The following is a 16,742-nucleotide window of genomic DNA, read 5'->3' as shown; positions in this document are numbered from 1 at the left end:
CGGTTGACCCACCTAGCTGTTCACCGACACTCCGCTCATCCGGTATGTTCGTCCCGCGTGAGTACAGTCAGCCACAATAGGAGTATGCCCACCAGTACTGCACCCGCCGTCGCAACTGGCCAGCCGTGGCTACGTTGGACCCTTCTTGGCCTCGGCGCAGGCGCTGCGGCAACCTCCATCGTCGCCGCTGCCACCTCCGCCCTGGCTGCCCACTTCGCCAAGGAAGTAGTCACGCCGCGCAAACGCGACGAGAAGCTTGAAATTCTTGCGCTGATCCAGACAGCGGACGGCCAGCAGGTGATCCTGCCCGCGAACGAGGACACAACCATAGAGGGAACCTACAGCCTCTATTTCGACGGCGGCGGCGGTCATGCCCGCATCGGGGCGATCCGTTCCTACGTGCCGAGGGAGGGCACAGTGCAACGCGACGTCGAGGCTGTGTACTCGGGCGACCTCCGCTCAGCGACACGCGGATGGTGGAGTGGCGCGGTCTATCCAACCCCGTCAGCCCTGGGTTATGCGGATGAGCACGTGGATGTCCCGGTCTCTGGGGGTTCCGCGCCGGCGTGGCTTATCCGGGCCGAGGCACCGGCTGGAACGTGGGCAATCATGGTTCACGGCAGGGGAGTGCAGCGCTCGGAGGGGCTGAGGGCAGTCCACACCGCACGGGAGATCGGCATGACCAGCCTGCTCGTTTCCTACCGGAACGACGGCGAAGCCCCATTTGCGCCGGACGGCCGCTACGGGCTTGGAATGACCGAGTGGCAGGACGTTGAGTCCGCCATGGAGTACGCCTTCGCCAACGGCGCGGAGGACGTTGCGCTCTTCGGCTGGTCAATGGGCGGTGCCATTTGCCTGCAGGTTGCCGACGTGTCGAGATATCGCAGCCGGATCAGGGCGCTTGTGCTGGATGGCCCGGTCATCGACTGGATGGACGTGCTCACCCATCACGCCGAACTCAATCGCATCCCTGCGCCAGCGGGCAGACTGGGTCAGTGGCTGATCTCGAACAGCATTGGACGGGCCGTCACCGGGCTTGCCACTCCGGTGGACCTGAAGAGTATGGATTGGGTTTCCAGGGCCGAGCAGCTCACGGTCCCGACCCTGATCCTGCACAGCGAGGATGACGAGTTCGTGCCCGTGGGGCCGTCCGTCGAGCTGGCCGAGCGCAATCCGCGATTCGTCACATTCGAACGCTTCCACAGGGCCCGCCACACCAAGGAATGGAATGCGGATCCTATTCGATGGCACACGGTCACGCAGGAGTGGCTGCGGCGTGTTGTGTTCGACCGTCCCGCTCCGCGCGGCCCTTCAGGCGGCTGATTCCCTGATCTTGCGCTTGATTCGTCCGAGCATGGCCGTCATGCCGCGCATCCGCAGGGGAGTGATAGCGCGGGTGAGGCCGAGGCGTTCCGGAACATCATCCGGCACCGCCAGGATGTCAGCGGCCGGTAATCCGTCCAGGCCTTCCTGAAGGACGCCGGCGAACCCCCGGGTAGTGGGGGCCTCGGGGGGCGCGGAGAAGAAAAGCGCAACGGAACGTTGTTCGTCGTCGGAAATTTCGACGGTGAGGAACAGCGGACTCTGGCACTCAACCACCTGTTCGAGGAGTTCCGGATGATCGCGCAGTCGTTCAGGCAACGCAGGCAACCCACGTGAGAACTCCAGCAGCAACTGAAGCCGGTCCGCCTCGGAAAGTGCCTGAAAGTCGTCGACAATTTCTGCGAGCTGTTGGGGTAATGCGCTTGTTTCCACTGCCATCCTCACCAGCCCCGGGCATCTGCCCGGGGCTACTTCATTTAATGCTACGCGGTAACGCCGCGTGAAAGAGCTGCAGATGAATGCTAACTGCGGGCAGGTGCTACTCCGGGTTCTGCACCCTTGACGATCGGGACCCGTACAGCGTTGCCCCATTCGGTCCACGAGCCGTCATAGTTACGCACATTCTCGAACCCGAGCAGGTGCTGGAGCACAAACCAGGTGTGGCTGGAACGCTCGCCGATACGGCAATACGCGACGACGTCGTCACCCTCCTTCAAACCGGCTTCGCCGTGGTAAATCCCCTCCAGTTCCTTCCGGGCGCGGAACGTGCCGTCTTCGGCCGCGGCGCGTGCCCACGGGACTGACGCCGCGGATGGGATGTGGCCGCCGCGGAGCGCGCCTTCCTCCGGATAAGCGGGCATATGGGTGCGGGCACCGGTGTACTCATCTGCGGAACGGACATCGATCAGCGGGTTGCCGAAGTGCTCCAGAACGTCGCTCATGTACGCGCGGATAGGAGCATCGTTGCGCTCCACGACGGGGTAGTCGGTGGCGGCGGGCTGCGGTACGTCGGTTGTAAGGGGCCGGTCTTCGGCGACCCACTTGTCACGGCCTCCGTCAAGCAGACGGACGTCCTCGTGACCGAAGAGCGTGAAGACCCACAGCGCGTAGGCTGCCCACCAGTTGGACTTGTCACCGTAGATGACAACCGTGGTGTCCCGCGCGATTCCCTTGGCGGACATGAGACGGGCGAAACCCTCGCCGTCGACGTAGTCCCGCGATACCTCATCATTGAGGTCGGTGTGCCAGTCGATCTTGACCGCACCCTCGATGTGGCCGGTTTCATACAGCAGGACATCCTCGTCGGATTCCACGACCACGAGCCCGGGCGCGCCCAGGTTCTCTGCCAGCCAGTCTGTGGAGACGAGGCGTTCCGGGTGGGCATACTCGGCAAACTTCTCGTTGGGGTCTGTTGCGACACTCATCCGTAAAAGGGCCTTCCTGTATCGACGGTTGATTCCCACCTAGCCTAACCACGTACGCAGGCTATTGCTTCCGGACAGGTCATGGGACGCCATATTGTCCGCGCCGGCGAAAGCCCCGGGAATCGGGTTACGACGGCGGTCTGCCAGGCTGACGTATTCTTGCCTAGCACGGCTTTCCGGCCGCCAGTTCCCAAGCCGACGAAAGACTCACCAATCTGTGGCAACCATTGAACATCTGACCCAGCGAACTCCACAGGTTTCAGTGGACGAACTACTGGACGGCTTTTATCCCTCGCACCGGTTCGGGTCGGTCTCCTTCGAGTCCTATCGGCCCGACCCCCACCAGCCGTCGCAGGCAGCAGCAGTGAAAGCCCTGCGCCACTTTGCGACCACGGTGAATGCCCCGAAGCCCAGCGGACTGCGAAAGCTCTTCGGTTCAAAGCGGCAGGAGAGCCGCGCCGGGATCTATCTCGACGGCGGGTTCGGCGTCGGAAAGACGCACTTGCTCGCCTCCCTCTGGCATGCAAGCAGTGGGAGGAAGGCTTTCGGCACTTTTGTCGAGTACACCAACCTGGTGGGTGCTCTTTCTTTCAGGAAGACTGTCGACGCGCTCAGCGGATACCAACTCGTCTGCATCGATGAGTTCGAGCTGGACGACCCCGGGGACACAGTGCTGATGTCGCGGCTGATGCGGGAGCTGGCCGACGCAGGGGTAAAGCTCGCGGCGACATCGAACACGCTTCCCGGCTCCCTGGGTGAGGGACGATTCGCAGCCGTTGATTTCCAACGCGAGATCCAGGTCCTCGCCGATCAGTTCGACACCGTCCGCATCGACGGAGAAGATTATCGCCACCGAGGTCTTCCCGAGGCTCCACCGCCGCTCACCGAGCAACAGGTGCGACATCGGGTCCGCTCCTACGACGACGGCTTCACAGTTGCCGAGGACAGCTTTGCCGACCTCATCAAGCATCTGTCCGGCGTACACCCAAGCCGTTACCGGCAGCTCATCGACGGCGTCGATGTGGTGGCCTGGCACAACGTCGCAACCATCACCGAGCAGGCTGTCGCCCTACGCTTCGTGGTGCTGGCTGACCGGCTCTACGACAAGGACGTACCAATACTCGCCAGTGGAGCGCCCCTGAGCGAGCTCTTCACGCAGGAAATGATGGGCGGGGGCTACATGAAGAAGTACTACCGCGCGGTCTCCCGCCTCACTGCACTTGCCCGTCAGGCAGAGGAGCCCATCACCTGAGCTAAGCGGAAGACAAAAGCGCCGACACTGCCTCGCGGCAGGGTCGGCGCTTCCTTGTCGTGCTAAAGGCTTATACGTAAGGCCGGAGGCTTCGGTGAGCTAAGCGAACCGATCGCTTCCTGTGCTGTCCACAGTCCTGCCCGTCAGTCCGGTTGCCCTGTCCTTCAACTCTCCGGCCTTGCCTTTGAGCCCGTCAAATACAGACACAGACACCTCCTTTCTTCTTGAGGGAACCTCTTGTTCCCTCCGCACACCATCATAAGGAGGCCTGATCGCGCCGCCAAGAGTATCCGCTTTCGCCCTGAGCGTGATTTCCATCGCACGCGATCTTGCCCACCGGGGCCCCGTGTGACAGCCTTATCTGAGCCAGATGGCACCCGGACGAGGTGCGCCGTACCCGGTCAGCGACAAGACGGCGCTCAGGAGAAGATCAATCATGGCTTGGGTCATTCTTGTTATATCCGGAGTACTGGAGGCGGTCTGGGCAACCGCGCTCGGAAAGTCGGAGGGTTTCACCAAATTGTGGCCCACGATGATTTTCGCCATCGGGCTGATACTGAGCATGATTGGCTTGGCCTGGGCCATGCGCACCCTTCCAACCGGAACTTCCTATGCCGTGTGGGTGGGAATCGGCGCTGCGCTCACTGTTACGTACGCAATGGTCTTCGACGGCGAGGCCGCATCCCTGCTGAAAGTGCTCTTCGTACTCGGGATCGTGGGCTGTGTAGTGGGGCTGAAGGTGCTCCACTAAGGTCCGCTGCGCTGATCCGGACGAGAGACGCTGGTGAGGTAGGAGAGCGGACGACGGGATTCGAACCCGCGACATCCACCTTGGCAAGGTGGTGCTCTAGCCAGCTGAGCTACGTCCGCGAAAAGGCGCCTCTCAATGGAGGCGCCTTGCGTGGGCGATACTGGGATCGAACCAGTGACCTCTTCCGTGTCAGGGAAGCGCGCTACCGCTGCGCCAATCGCCCGTGCTGTGCAAATATAACCGTATGGAGGTGGGGACGGGATTCGAACCCGCGTATACGGCTTTGCAGGCCGCTGCCTCGCCTCTCGGCCACCCCACCGTGACCTGCCGTAGCAGGACCACTGACCTAGGCCAGCGTATACAGTGACTTGCGAGCGGACGACGGGATTCGAACCCGCGACATCCACCTTGGCAAGGTGGTGCTCTAGCCAGCTGAGCTACGTCCGCGAAAGGAATGTGACCGGGAGTTTCAGGAACATTCAGCTCCGCTCACGGCGTCTTTCCAACGAGTAAAAACAATATCCGAGGAAGGGGGGTTCGTCCAATTCACCGCACCCCGGAGAGCCTGCAGATCCTGGAGAAGGCAATACGGTATAAGCACGCCGCCGTCACCGAAGTCATTCGACCGTGCGGTGGCGATTGCTGCCTGTTCACGTTCTGTCAGTAGCGGGTGACACACTGGAATCATGACCGAGCCGCTCCTCGCACACGCCACTGAACGCGGGCGCATGTACTCCCGATCCACCTCGGAGCCGCCGCTCGTCCCATCCATCACTACGGTTATCTCGCAGGCGCAGTCGTCCTCGCTTGACGGCTGGTTCGGCTATATGGCTGCCAGCGCGCTGGCTCAGGATCCACGGCTGCCCTCCTCGCTCGGCAACGCTTCGGAGATGAGGGCGGTCATACAGGACGCCTCGAAAGCTGCGGAGCGCTACCGGGAAGACGCCGCACGTCGCGGCACCAGGGTGCACTATTACTGCGAGCAGATCGCCCTTCGGGACCTGGGCCGGGAACACCAGGCTGAGCAAGCGCGCACCGACCTTGTGCAGCACGGAGAAGAGGGATTCGCGGCGCGATTCGATGAGTGGTGGGATCTCTACCAGGTGCAGCCCATCGAGCCTGAGATCACCGTATGGAACAGTGAGCTGGGCTATGCGGGAACGTTGGATCTCGTGGCAACGATCGGCGGACGCTTATGCATCCTCGATTTCAAGACCCGTGCTACGGACAGGGACGGAATGGTCAAGCCCCTGGATGAAAAAGTGGTCATGCAGCTTGTCGCGGGAATGAAAGCGCAGGAGTCGCTGGTGGATCCTGTCTCCGGCACCTGGGAGCCGTGGCAGCATGGCGCGGATCCAGTCCTGCTCGGAGTGGCTGTCGGGCAAACTGAGGTGCGCGCACTGCGTGCCAATCCGGAGGTCCTCAAGCATCATTGGTACAAGTTCTGCGCCCTGAGGCGTATCTGGGAGGCGGGGGGAGAAGTGGCAAACGCAGGACGTCCGCTGCTCGTTGTCCCGCCGCCCCCGCGTACGCAGGAAGCGCAGCCCGGCGCTGGGCACGCGGCTTCCGCCGCTCCCGCGCAGGGAGGCTGAACGGCAGCGCCGGCCCTAGAATTGACCATGTTTTCCCCAGCTGAACCCGCGCCGGACAGCGCGTTTCCTCGGCATCACCACATAAAAGTGAGGACGCACAACCGAATGGCAGTTCTGAGCATCAGAATGATCGGAGATCCTGTGCTGCGCACACCGGCGGCTGAGGTGGTGGGCTTCGGTCCCGATCTCGTGCGGCTGGTCCAGAACATGTCCGAGACTATGCACAGCGTGAACGGGGCCGGCTTGGCGGGCCCCCAGGTAGGCGTCGGGCTCCGCATATTCACCTATGCGGTGGATGGCGTGGAAGGGCATGTCATCAACCCTGTATTGACCCTGGGAGAGTCAATACAGTCGGGTGACCAGGAGGGATGCCTGTCGGTTCCCGGAATCGGGTCTGAGTTGCCGCGGGCAGCGCAGGTCCGGTTGCGGGGATATGACGCCTCGGGATCTCCGCTTGAGTTGGAAGCCACCGGCATGCTCGCCCGTTGCTTCCAGCATGAAACAGACCATCTGGATGGGCGGCTCTATATCGACCGGTTGGAAGGTAAGGAGCGTAGCCGCGCGATGCAGGCACTGCGGAATGCGCACTATCGATCAGTTACCCAGGAGACAGTCGAAAAGAGGTCCGCGTCAGTGGGCTCGGCCTTCGGTACTGGTCCGTTACTCAGCCAGGACAAGGGCGGCAGCCGGTGAGGGTGTTGTTCGCGGGCACACCGGACGTGGCAGTGCCGTCACTGACTGAGCTTCTCCGTGCAGGCCACCATGTTGCGGCAGTTCTCACGCGCCAGGATGCGCCGGTGGGTCGGAAGAAGGTCCTGACGCCGAGCCCTGTGGCTCAGGAGGCGGCAAGGCTTGGACTCGAAACCGTGAAAGCAAACCGTATCGACGAGGACGTTGTTGCGCGCCTTGACGCCTTGGATCTTGATGCGGCCGCAATTGTTGCGTATGGCGGGATCGTGCCGGTAACTGCGCTGACAATTCCCAGACACGGTTGGATCAACCTGCATTTTTCGCTCCTGCCTGCCTGGCGTGGGGCAGCGCCGGTGCAGCACGCGCTCATCAACGGCGACGATGTGACGGGAGCGTCCACCTTCCTGCTCGAAGAGGGCCTTGATACCGGCCCTCTCTTCGGTACTGTGACCGAATCGGTTCTGACCGGGGACACCAGCGGTGCTCTTCTGGAGCGGCTCTCTGCCAGCGGGGCAGTGCTGCTTGCGCAGACTCTTTCTGCAATTGAACAGGGACGCGCAAAGGCTTTTCCGCAGGAGGGCCAGGTGTCCCTCGCCCCGAAACTCTCGGGCGAGGACGGCCGGATCCGCTGGAGTGATCCGGCCCTTGCCGTGAAACGGCGTATCAGCGGCGTGACACCGGAACCGGGCGCCTGGACCACCCTGAGTGGGCAACGGTTCAAGATTGGCCCGGTGCTGCTGCGTCCGGAAGTGACCGATCTGCCGCCCGGAGAGGCTTCGCAGCGTAATGGTGCTGTTCTGGTGGGCACCGGTTCCCACGCGGTCGAGCTGGGCGTCCTGCAGCCATCGGGCCGAACCGTCCTCGCAGCCGCCGACTGGTTCCGTGGCGCACAACGAAAAGATGTGAGGTTCGAATGACCGACAGACGCCCCAACGATCCCAGTCGGCGCAATGAGCGTGGACGCGAACGCAACCGGTCAGGGTCCCGAAAATTCTCGACGGCGGCACCGTCTGAGCGCACGCGTCGTGCCGACCCGGCGCGGCTTGTTGCGTTTGAGGTGCTGCGGGCCGTCTCGGCGGACGACGCCTACGCCAACCTGGTTCTTCCCGGCAGTATCCGTAAGCACCGGCTGGGACGCCAGGACGCCGGCTTCGCCACGGAACTGGCTTACGGCGCCCTGCGTGGGCAAGGAACATATGACGCAATCCTGGGGCAGTGTGTGGACCGTCCCCTGGACCAGCTTGATCCGGCCGTCCTTGACGCACTGCGGATCGGGGTGCACCAGCTCATGGCGATGCGCGTGCCGCCGCATGCCGCGTTGGACCAGACCGTCGGGCTCGCCCGCGCGGTCATCGGCGCTGGACCTTCCTCACTGATCAACGCCGTGCTGCGGAAGGTCTCACGCCGACCGCTCGCGGAGTGGCTCGACGAGCTTGTTGGCGGGATGGAAGAGCCGGTCCGGGTCAGCTCGCTGAAGTTCAGCCACCCCGAATGGATCGTCCGGGCGTTACGCCAGAGCCTCGTGGCACACGGCAGGAACGTCAGCGAAATCGACAACCTGCTGCAGGCTGACAACGCCGCGCCCGAAGTCAACCTGGTCGCGCTCCCCGGCATCGGTACTTTGGACGAGGTGCTCCAAGCCGGCGGGCGCCCTGGTGACCTCGTGGAAGACTCCGTGGTGTTTGCCGCCGGCGATGTGGGCCGGCTGGAGAGCGTCCGTTCCGGAAAGGTCCGCGTGCAGGACGCCGGTTCGCAACTCGTTGCCCGGGCGCTGGCTGCGGTGGAACTGGATTCAGGGGGCGGGAAGGGCGAGAGCTGGCTCGATCTGTGCGCAGGGCCGGGCGGCAAGGCGGCGCTGCTCGGGGCGGTCGCGGCCCAGGGCGGCCACGTCCTGGTTGCCAATGAGCCCGCGGAACATCGCGCTGCGCTGGTGCGCCAGGCGTTGGACGCCGTCCCTTCGCATGTCTGGACCGTGCGCGTTGATGACGGCAGGACCGTCGGCGCAGCATATCCGGATGGGTTCGACCGGATTCTGGTTGACGCGCCATGCACCGGGCTGGGTGCGCTGCGTCGCCGTCCCGAGTCGCGTTGGCGCCGGAAGCCCGCAGATCTCGTCGACCTGGCGCCGCTTCAACGCGGCCTGCTGAGCGAGGCGCTCGATACCGTACGCCCCGGTGGAGTGGTCGCGTACGTCACCTGCTCGCCACACCCGGCCGAGACAACCGCCGTCGTGCAGGACTGTCTGCGCGGCCGGAAGGACTTCTCACTCCTCGACGCCGGTGCCGCGCTGGATGCAGTGAGCATCACGGGTGCCCTGAACGCTGGGCATGAGTCCACCGCGCAGCTCTGGCCACATGTCCACGGCACCGATGCGATGTTCCTGGCGCTGATTCGGCGTTCACGGCACTGACCGCGTCGATGGCCGCCAACTCCCGACCACTAACGAAAGGTTGTCCATGACCACGTGCTGTATTCACCCGAGCATCCTCTCCGCGGATTTCGTGAACCTCGAGTCGGAACTGAGGCGCATCGGCTCCGCCGACGCCGTCCACGTTGACGTGATGGACAACAGCTTTGTTCCCAACTTGACACTCGGGCTGCCCGTGGTAAAGCGTATTCAGGCGGTGAGCCCGATCCCGCTCGATGTGCACCTCATGATCGACGACGCTGACCGGTGGGCACCCGAGTACGCGGGCGCCGGCGTGTCCTCGGTGACGTTCCACGCCGAGGCGGCCAGGGCCCCTATCAGATTGGCCCGCGAACTGCGCTCCGCCGGCGCGAAGGCGGGAATGGCACTCCGCCCGGCTACCGCCGTCGAGCCCTATCTGGACATGCTCGGTGAACTGGACATGCTGCTGGTCATGACGGTCGAGCCAGGATTCGGCGGTCAGTCCTTCCTGGACGTGACGCTGCCGAAGATCCGGCGGGCGGCCGAGGCAATCCGGGGTGGGAATCTTCCTGTCGCGATCCAGGTGGACGGCGGTATCACGGAGGAGACCATCGGGCGCGCTGCTGAGGCCGGGGCAACAGTCTTCGTGGCCGGTTCCTCCGTTTACGGCACGGAGGATCCGGCGGTAGCCATCGCCGGCCTTCGCCGTGCAGCGTCGTAGTCCGCGATCGAGGGCTGCTGGTCAAAGGATCGGGCAAATTCAGTTCAGCTCACCGGGATCCCCGTGAGCCGTACCCGGACGGCGCGGGCATCTGCAGCCGCTTTCACGAGCACCTCCCGGCGCGGATCGGGTACCGTCAGCAGCGGCAAGGCAGGGAGTTTCCGGTAACAGTTGAGCCTGGGGTGTTCAAGGCAGTCCGCCACCAGCGGCGCGTCACCGCCGGCCTGAACCGCGTCCAGGCGATGCCCTTCGAAAATGGCTTGTGCGCGGTCCACGGTCGTCTCGACAAGCGCGTCCGCCTGATTGGCCCGCCTTCGTGCAAACCGTTGCTGCGACCAACCTCCCGCCGCTGTACGCGACTGCACATAGCGCGTGCCCGTTTTCGACGCGACCAGTTTTCCGTTCCGCGACACTCCGACTGCGTAACCTCCCCGGCGAATCAGCAGCAGTCCCACCGTTGCCGGGGTTGATGCGGCCTGAATCAGCGCGTCGAGGGCAGTCTGCTCGTCGCTGACATCCGGCGGGCCGTTCTCGACAACGAGGGAGAGCGGTGCGGTGAGCTCTGCCGTGCACCCATTGACGGCACGGAGTACGACGACGGCGCCCGCCGCTTCCACACTGAAGTTGCCGTTTCGTTCCCCGAAACGCTCCACCCAGCCCGCCAGACGTTCCGGCTGTACCAGCACCTGGCGATTGTCCTGCACGATGCTTCCTTTCGCCGGTATGGGACGGAACCTGTCAGTGGTTCACAGTAGCCTTGGCACTGTGAGTGACCTATTCAGTGTGGACCACGGCGAGCAGGAAGATGAGCCGGCATCCGGGCAACCGACGGCGCGCAACCGCCCGCGCAGCCCGCTCGCAGTCAGGATGAGACCACGGACGGTCGATGAGATCGTAGGACAGCAGCACCTCCTGGGGGCCGGGTCGCCCCTGCGCACGTTGGCTGGCGGCGAGCCCGCGGCGCGGGTGGGCGCACCGACATCAGTGATTCTTTGGGGTCCGCCCGGTACCGGAAAGACAACCCTTGCCCATGTCATCGCACGCGGGCCGGGCCGGAAGTTCGTCGAGTTGTCCGCCATCACGGCGGGCGTGAAGGATGTCCGGCGCGTCATGGACGAGGCTCTGTCCGCCCGTGACCTCCATCGCACCACGACCGTGCTCTTTCTCGACGAGATTCACCGCTTCAATAAGGCCCAACAGGATGCCCTGCTGCCGGGCGTGGAGAACGGCTGGGTGGTACTCATCGCGGCAACAACCGAGAACCCTTCCTTCTCCGTGGTTTCGCCGCTGCTTTCCCGCTCCCTGCTGCAGACGCTGAAGCCATTGACGGAGGAGGATATCGCGGCACTCCTGCGGCGAGCCGCCCGAGACCCTCGTGGATTGGCCGGGCAGGTGAGCCTCGAAGATGATGCGCTGGCGCACCTGGTCAGGCTAGCGGCGGGCGACGCGCGGCGGGGGCTCACAGCGCTTGAAGCTGCTGCCGCAGTTGCACAAACGGGGGATGCCCATCCCGATCCAGCGCACCAGGCAGCAGATGATCCAGCCGACCCGCCGTCGGGCCAGGCAGCGGATGCGGCCACGGACAAGACAGTTCGAATAACCCTCGCCCATGCGGAAAAAGCCGTCGACGTCGCGGCATTGCGCTATGACCGGGCGGGGGATCAGCACTACGACGTTGCGAGCGCGTTCATCAAGTCACTGCGGGGCTCTGACGTCGACGCTGCGCTGCACTATCTGGCACGCATGCTCGAGTCGGGGGAGGACCCCCGGTTCGTAGCGCGGCGGCTCATGATCTCAGCGGCCGAGGACGTGGGTATGGCGGATCCCACCGCCCTGCAGACAGCTGTCGCCGCCGCGCAGGCGGTGCAACTCGTCGGCATGCCGGAGGGGAGGATCATCCTTGCCGAGGCAGTCGTACACATTGCCACCGCCCCGAAGTCGAATGCCGCCTACAACGGAATAAACCAGGCCATCGCGGACGTCCGCGCAGGCAAGGGCCAGGGAATACCGTCCCACCTGCGTGATGCGCATTACCCGGGCGCCCGACAGCTGGGCCACGGCAAGGGCTATGTGTACTCCCACGATGAGCCGCACGGGGTTGCGGCCCAACAGTACGCACCCGATGACCTCGCGGGGACCGATTATTATCTTCCCTCCGACCGGGGGGCGGAGCGTGCCGTCGCCGCAAGGTTGGAGAAGCTGCGCTCCATTATCCGTAAGCGCTGAGCACTGCTAGGATTGTCCGTTGACTGGCAAGTCGCGGCTCACGTGCGCCCAACAGGATTTGTGATTCCTGGGCTGTGAGGATCGCGAACTGTAGTACCGGAAAGCGGCCCCTTCCGGCTCTCCACACATGGAGGCCAGCGACACAAGAAAGAGTTCATGCGCTAGAACCTGCGTGAACTGCTTTGCCGTAAAACAGTGAAAGGTAAACGTGGCTAACAACACACGTGCCCGCCGGAAGGTGCGCATCTCGCGTGCCCTCGGTATTGCCCTGACTCCCAAGGCTGAAAAGTACCTGGAGCGTCGCCCGTACGCGCCAGGTCAGCATGGCCGTTCGCGCCGCAAGCAGGACAGCGACTACGCAGTACGTCTGCGCGAGAAGCAGCGTTTGCGCGCCCAGTACGGTATCCGCGAAGCGCAGATGGCGCGCGTCTTCGAGGAAGCACGCCGTACCGCCGGTCTGACTGGTGAAAACCTCATCGAGCTGCTTGAGATGCGCCTGGACGCCCTCGTGCTGCGCGCCGGCTTCGCCCGCACCAGTGCCCAGGCACGCCAGCTGGTGGTTCACCGCCACATCATGGTTGACGGCGCACGCGTTGACCGTCCGTCCTTCCGTGTGAAGGAAGGCCAGCTCATCCACGTCCACAGCCGCAGTGAAACCATGGTGCCGCTGCAGGTTGCCGCCGCAGGCGCGCACCGCGACGTGCTGCCGGCCGTTCCCGGTTACCTCGATGTCCAGCTTGAGAAGCTCCAGGCCCGCCTGGTCCGTCGTCCCAAGCGCTCCGAGGTTCCCGTGACGTGCGAAGAGCAGCTCGTGGTGGAATACTACGCACGCTGATCCAGCGCCGTTCCGCTCGGCCTGACAACACAACTGAATAGCATCTACTCCTGGAGCCCGTGGCGCACGCCGCGGGCTCCAGGAGTAGGTAAGGTACTAAGGGAATTGTGGGCGTGAGCCCGCCCAGCCAAGCGCGTAAGGAGTTGTCGTCAATGTCAGGTGGAGATATCGCCGGACTCATCGCAGCCGGGGTTTTCGCTGTCCTCGTGGCGCTGCTCGCCATTCCGGTCTGGAAGCTCGGGAAAGTCTTCGATGAGCTCCGTCAGGCGATCCGCTCTGTGAGCGACGGCACCACTCCGCTGATCGATGAAGTGACTAATACCGTCTCGACCACGCACCAGCAGCTGAAGAATGTCGACGGGATCACATCGCACGTCTCGGATGCCTCCGCAAACATTTCCGCGCTGTCTTCCCTGGTTGCCGCGACGCTCGGATCACCGCTCATCAAGGTCGCGGCATTCTCCTACGGCGTACGCAGCGCGCTTGCGTCCCGGCGCAAGCCGGCACCGCGCCGTCGTAGCCGCTGAACCGCACCCGTACATACGCTAAGACAGACGAGGTTTTCTCCATGATCAAGAGGGTTTTCTGGCTCACGGCGGGAGTCGCCATCGGCGTCGTCGCTGTCCGGAAAGTATCGGCCATGAAATCGGCTGTCGGTCCGGAAGGGCTCAACCGTGCCGTTGCGCAGCTGACCGATGGCGTCGCTGGCTTCGCAGATGCGCTGCGCCAGGGCATGAATGAACGCGAGGCAGACCTCCGATCCGCCCTGGGTATCGACGCCGATCCCCGTTCCTGACCAGGCCTGTCCCCACGATCCGCGGCTGCGCCTGGGCCGCGAGCAACACAGAAGGATTCCCCCATGAAGTCCCAAGAGATTGCCCGTCGCTGGCTTGACTACTTCGAAGGCCAGGGGCACACCCGCGTGCCCTCTGCATCGCTGGTTTCCAGTGATCCCTCGCTCCTCTTCACAGTCGCCGGCATGGTGCCGTTCATTCCCTATCTGACGGCCCGTGAAACACCGCCGTATGACCGTGCAACGAGCATCCAGAAGTGCATCCGTACCGCCGATATCGAAGAGGTCGGCAAGACGGCCCGGCACGGCACCTTCTTCCAGATGTGCGGGAATTTCTCCTTCGGCGACTACTTCAAGCACGATGCCATCCGCATGGCCTGGCAGCTTCTGACCACCAGTGTCGACGACGGCGGCTTCGGACTTCCTGCCGACCGGCTGTGGGTCACGGTCTACGAAGAGGACTCAGAAGCCCTCGCCATCTGGCGCGACGAAGTCGACTTTCCGGTTGAGCGCATCCAGAAGTTCGGCAAGAAGGACAACTACTGGAATACCGGGCAGCCCGGCCCAGGTGGGCCATGCTCGGAGATCTTCTTCGACAGGGGGCCGGAGTACGGCAAGGACGGCGGTCCGGAGGCCGACGAGGACCGCTACATCGAAATCTGGAACCTGGTCTTCATGCAGTACCGGCTCTCCGCTGTGCGCAGCAAGGAGGACTTTGACGTCGCAGGCGAACTGCCGAAGAAGAATATCGATACGGGACTGGGCCTTGAGCGTCTGGCGATGATCTTGCAGGGCGTCGAGAACATGTATGAGACCGACCAGGTCCGCCCCGTCCTCGATAAGGCGGCTGAGCTCTCCGGGCGGGAATATACCAGCGCCGAGTCCGACGACGATCCCCACCACCAGGACGACGTCCGCATGCGCGTGGTGGCCGACCACGTACGCTCGGCACTCATGCTGATCACCGATGGCGTCACGCCCTCGAACGAGGGGAGAGGCTACGTTCTCCGCCGCCTCATCCGTCGGGCCGTCCGCGCCATGCGCCTGCTGGGCGTCGAGAAGGCATGCCTGCCGGATCTGCTGCCGGTCTCCCGCGATGCCATGAAGGGCGTCTATCCGGAAGTTGAGCGGGATTTCGAGCGCATCAGCAGGATTGCCTACACGGAGGAGAAGGCATTCCTGCGCACCATTGCGTCCGGGACAGCGCGCCTGGAGGAGGCAGTCCGGGAGTCTAAGAGTGCCGGCCGCGCACTGTCCGGCGAAGACGCATTCAGCCTCCATGACACCTACGGCTTTCCCATCGACCTCACCCTTGAGATGGCCGAGGAAGCCGGAGTGCAGGTGGACGCTGACGGCTTCCGCGCCCTGATGCTCGAGCAGCGGCAGCGCGCGCAGGCCGATGCGCGGGGCAAGAAGGCCGGTCACGCCGACATGACGGTCTTCAACGATCTACTCTCGACCGGAGAGACCGTATTCACCGGATACGACGAGCTGACCAGCGAAGCATCCGTGCGTGGAATTATCAGCAACGGAATATCCGTCCCGGTAGCGAAGCAGAATGACGAGATTGAACTCATCCTCGACCGCACCCCGTTTTACGCCGAGGCGGGTGGCCAGGCCGCCGACGTCGGACTGATCACCGGCAACGGCTTCGTCGTGGAGGTCACCGACGTCCAGCGTCCCGTGAAGGGGCTGAGCGTCCACCGCGCCGTCGTCCGCGAGGGTGAGATCACCCGTGACGCGCCGGTGACTGCCGCCGTCGACCGCCAGCGCCGCCACGCCGGCGAGCAGGCCCATTCCGGCACGCATATCGTGCACGCGGCGCTCCATCAGATCCTCGGCCCCGAAGCACTGCAGCGCGGTTCCTTCAACAAGGCAGGCTACCTCCGGTTCGACTTCGCCTGGGGTGAAGGGATCAGTCCGGCCGCGCGCTCCGAGATCGAGGAAGTTTCGAACCTCGCCATCCGAAGCAACCACGAGGTGGAGACGAAGGTCATGGCGCTCGATGATGCGAAGGCACTCGGGGCCACTGCCCTGTTTGGCGAGGCGTACGGCGACAAAGTGCGCGTGGTGGAGATTGACGGCGCATGGTCGCGCGAACTCTGCGGCGGAACCCACGTGGACTCCACGTCACTCATCGGCACACTAACCCTGCTCGGCGAACAGTCGGTGGGCTCAGGTAACCGCCGTGTAGAGGCGCTTGTCGGCATGGACGCCTTCAGGCACGGCGCCGCGGAACGGGCACTTGTGAATGAGCTATCCGAGATGTTGAAGGTTCCCTCACCCCAATTGCCGGAGCGTCTAGGCGCAACGCTGAACCGTTTGAAAGCAGCCGAGAAGGAACTGGAGCGCCTCCGGAAGGAGCAGTTGTCTACTGCCGCAGCGTCGCTGGTCGATACGGCAGTAGACGTCGACGGCGTGCGGCTCATCGCTCATGACGCGGGCGTCGTCGCCAGCGCCGATGATCTCAGGAATCTGGCGCTCGACCTACGTGGACGGCTTGGTTCCGGCGCATCGGTAGTCGCGGCGGCTGGTGTCAGCAAGGACCGTCCCGTCATCCTGGTTGTCGCCAACGAAGAGGCGCGCCGGTCTGGTGTAAAGGCCGGAGCGCTCGTGCGTGCTGCCGCCGGTGTGCTGGGCGGCGGCGGCGGTGGTAAGGATGACATGGCCCAGGGTGGCGGCTCCGACCCCTCGAAGGTGCCGGCGGCCCTGCAGGCGGTCCGATCGGCGCTGGCATCCCGGTAAC

Annotated in this window: 16 protein-coding genes, 4 tRNA genes and 1 riboswitch; of the genes, 13 read left to right on the top strand and 7 right to left on the bottom strand. The window is 64.0% G+C overall.

Features of this window, described 5'->3' with window-relative positions; translation table 11 throughout:
* The first annotated feature begins 84 nt into the window (after nt 1-84).
* The gene (locus BJ994_RS07795; protein ID WP_167993104.1) at nt 85-1,323 is read left to right on the top strand and encodes an alpha/beta hydrolase family protein; all 1,239 of its coding nucleotides are present in this window, start codon (nt 85-87) and stop codon (nt 1,321-1,323) included.
* On the opposite strand, the gene BJ994_RS07790 is transcribed toward BJ994_RS07795, so the two are convergent.
* Nucleotides 1,312-1,755 carry a SufE family protein gene (locus tag BJ994_RS07790; RefSeq protein ID WP_342450318.1) on the bottom strand — a complete coding sequence of 148 codons (444 nt, stop codon included), beginning with the start codon at nt 1,753-1,755 and terminating at the stop codon, nt 1,312-1,314. The genes BJ994_RS07795 and BJ994_RS07790 overlap by 12 nt on opposite strands.
* 89 nt (nt 1,756-1,844) lie before the next feature.
* A complete protein-coding gene (locus BJ994_RS07785; RefSeq protein WP_167993100.1) occupies nt 1,845-2,747 on the bottom strand; it encodes a sulfurtransferase in 903 nt (300 codons plus the stop codon).
* A 217-nt stretch (nt 2,748-2,964) separates the two neighbouring features.
* Between BJ994_RS07785 and zapE the strand changes: the two genes are divergently transcribed.
* Complete coding sequence (zapE, locus tag BJ994_RS07780) at nt 2,965-3,999, top strand: cell division protein ZapE (RefSeq protein ID WP_167993097.1); 1,035 nt, start codon at nt 2,965-2,967, stop codon at nt 3,997-3,999.
* Nucleotides 4,000-4,359: 360 nt separating this feature from the next.
* Nucleotides 4,360-4,421, top strand: a riboswitch (guanidine-III (ykkC-III) riboswitch).
* A 14-nt stretch (nt 4,422-4,435) separates the two neighbouring features.
* On the top strand, nt 4,436-4,750 hold the full coding sequence (locus BJ994_RS07775) for a DMT family transporter (protein ID WP_167993095.1): 315 nt from the start codon (nt 4,436-4,438) through the stop codon (nt 4,748-4,750).
* Between the two features lie 45 nt (nt 4,751-4,795).
* Here BJ994_RS07775 and BJ994_RS07770 read toward each other — a convergent pair.
* From BJ994_RS07770 to BJ994_RS07755, 4 genes are all read right to left on the bottom strand, one after another.
* Nucleotides 4,796-4,869: transfer RNA gene (locus BJ994_RS07770), tRNA-Gly, on the bottom strand.
* A 32-nt stretch (nt 4,870-4,901) separates the two neighbouring features.
* Nucleotides 4,902-4,973, bottom strand: a tRNA-Val gene (locus tag BJ994_RS07765).
* 22 nt (nt 4,974-4,995) lie between these two features.
* Nucleotides 4,996-5,069, bottom strand: a tRNA-Cys gene (locus BJ994_RS07760).
* A 54-nt stretch (nt 5,070-5,123) separates the two neighbouring features.
* Nucleotides 5,124-5,197: transfer RNA gene (locus BJ994_RS07755), tRNA-Gly, on the bottom strand.
* 239 nt (nt 5,198-5,436) lie between these two features.
* On the opposite strand from BJ994_RS07755, the gene BJ994_RS07750 reads away from it, so the two are divergent.
* The 5 genes from BJ994_RS07750 (at nt 5,437) to rpe (ending at nt 10,142) form a co-directional block, all read left to right on the top strand.
* A complete protein-coding gene (locus BJ994_RS07750) occupies nt 5,437-6,342 on the top strand; it encodes a cytochrome (RefSeq protein ID WP_167993092.1) in 906 nt (301 codons plus the stop codon).
* A 105-nt stretch (nt 6,343-6,447) separates the two neighbouring features.
* Entirely contained in the window at nt 6,448-7,035 is a 588-nt protein-coding gene (gene def / locus BJ994_RS07745; protein ID WP_209066689.1) for a peptide deformylase, read from the top strand.
* Nucleotides 7,032-7,949 (top strand): formyltransferase family protein, encoded by a 918-nt coding sequence (locus BJ994_RS07740; RefSeq protein WP_167993088.1) that lies wholly within the window; start codon nt 7,032-7,034, stop codon nt 7,947-7,949. The genes def and BJ994_RS07740 overlap by 4 nt, the downstream gene beginning before the upstream one ends.
* On the top strand, nt 7,946-9,442 hold the full coding sequence (locus BJ994_RS07735; protein ID WP_167993086.1) for an RsmB/NOP family class I SAM-dependent RNA methyltransferase: 1,497 nt from the start codon (nt 7,946-7,948) through the stop codon (nt 9,440-9,442). The genes BJ994_RS07740 and BJ994_RS07735 overlap by 4 nt, the downstream gene beginning before the upstream one ends.
* 46 nt (nt 9,443-9,488) lie before the next feature.
* A complete protein-coding gene (gene rpe, locus BJ994_RS07730) occupies nt 9,489-10,142 on the top strand; it encodes a ribulose-phosphate 3-epimerase (protein ID WP_167993084.1) in 654 nt (217 codons plus the stop codon).
* Nucleotides 10,143-10,186: 44 nt separating this feature from the next.
* On the opposite strand, the gene BJ994_RS07725 is transcribed toward rpe, so the two are convergent.
* Nucleotides 10,187-10,846 (bottom strand): acVLRF1 family peptidyl-tRNA hydrolase, encoded by a 660-nt coding sequence (locus BJ994_RS07725; protein WP_167993082.1) that lies wholly within the window; start codon nt 10,844-10,846, stop codon nt 10,187-10,189.
* 61 nt (nt 10,847-10,907) lie between these two features.
* On the opposite strand from BJ994_RS07725, the gene BJ994_RS07720 reads away from it, so the two are divergent.
* The 5 genes from BJ994_RS07720 to alaS all read left to right on the top strand — a co-directional run bounded on the left by BJ994_RS07720 (nt 10,908) and on the right by alaS (nt 16,741).
* A complete protein-coding gene (locus BJ994_RS07720) occupies nt 10,908-12,368 on the top strand; it encodes an AAA family ATPase (RefSeq protein WP_167993080.1) in 1,461 nt (486 codons plus the stop codon).
* Between the two features lie 208 nt (nt 12,369-12,576).
* The gene (rpsD, locus tag BJ994_RS07715; protein ID WP_167993055.1) at nt 12,577-13,203 is read left to right on the top strand and encodes a 30S ribosomal protein S4; all 627 of its coding nucleotides are present in this window, start codon (nt 12,577-12,579) and stop codon (nt 13,201-13,203) included.
* A gap of 152 nt (nt 13,204-13,355) precedes the next feature.
* Nucleotides 13,356-13,730 carry a DUF948 domain-containing protein gene (locus BJ994_RS07710; RefSeq protein WP_167993053.1) on the top strand — a complete coding sequence of 125 codons (375 nt, stop codon included), beginning with the start codon at nt 13,356-13,358 and terminating at the stop codon, nt 13,728-13,730.
* A gap of 44 nt (nt 13,731-13,774) precedes the next feature.
* Nucleotides 13,775-13,999: a DUF6167 family protein gene (locus BJ994_RS07705; protein WP_167995919.1), complete on the top strand. Its 225-nt coding sequence runs from the start codon at nt 13,775-13,777 to the stop codon at nt 13,997-13,999.
* Between the two features lie 63 nt (nt 14,000-14,062).
* Nucleotides 14,063-16,741 (top strand): alanine--tRNA ligase, encoded by a 2,679-nt coding sequence (alaS, locus tag BJ994_RS07700; RefSeq protein WP_167993052.1) that lies wholly within the window; start codon nt 14,063-14,065, stop codon nt 16,739-16,741.
* The last annotated feature ends 1 nt before the right edge of the window (nt 16,742 follow it).

Origin of the sequence: Arthrobacter pigmenti (assembly GCF_011927905.1) — a bacterium.
Taxonomy (GTDB): domain Bacteria; phylum Actinomycetota; class Actinomycetes; order Actinomycetales; family Micrococcaceae; genus Arthrobacter_D; species Arthrobacter_D pigmenti.
Note: the sequence above shows the minus strand (reverse complement) of the source record. Positions and strands in the feature narration are given on the sequence as shown.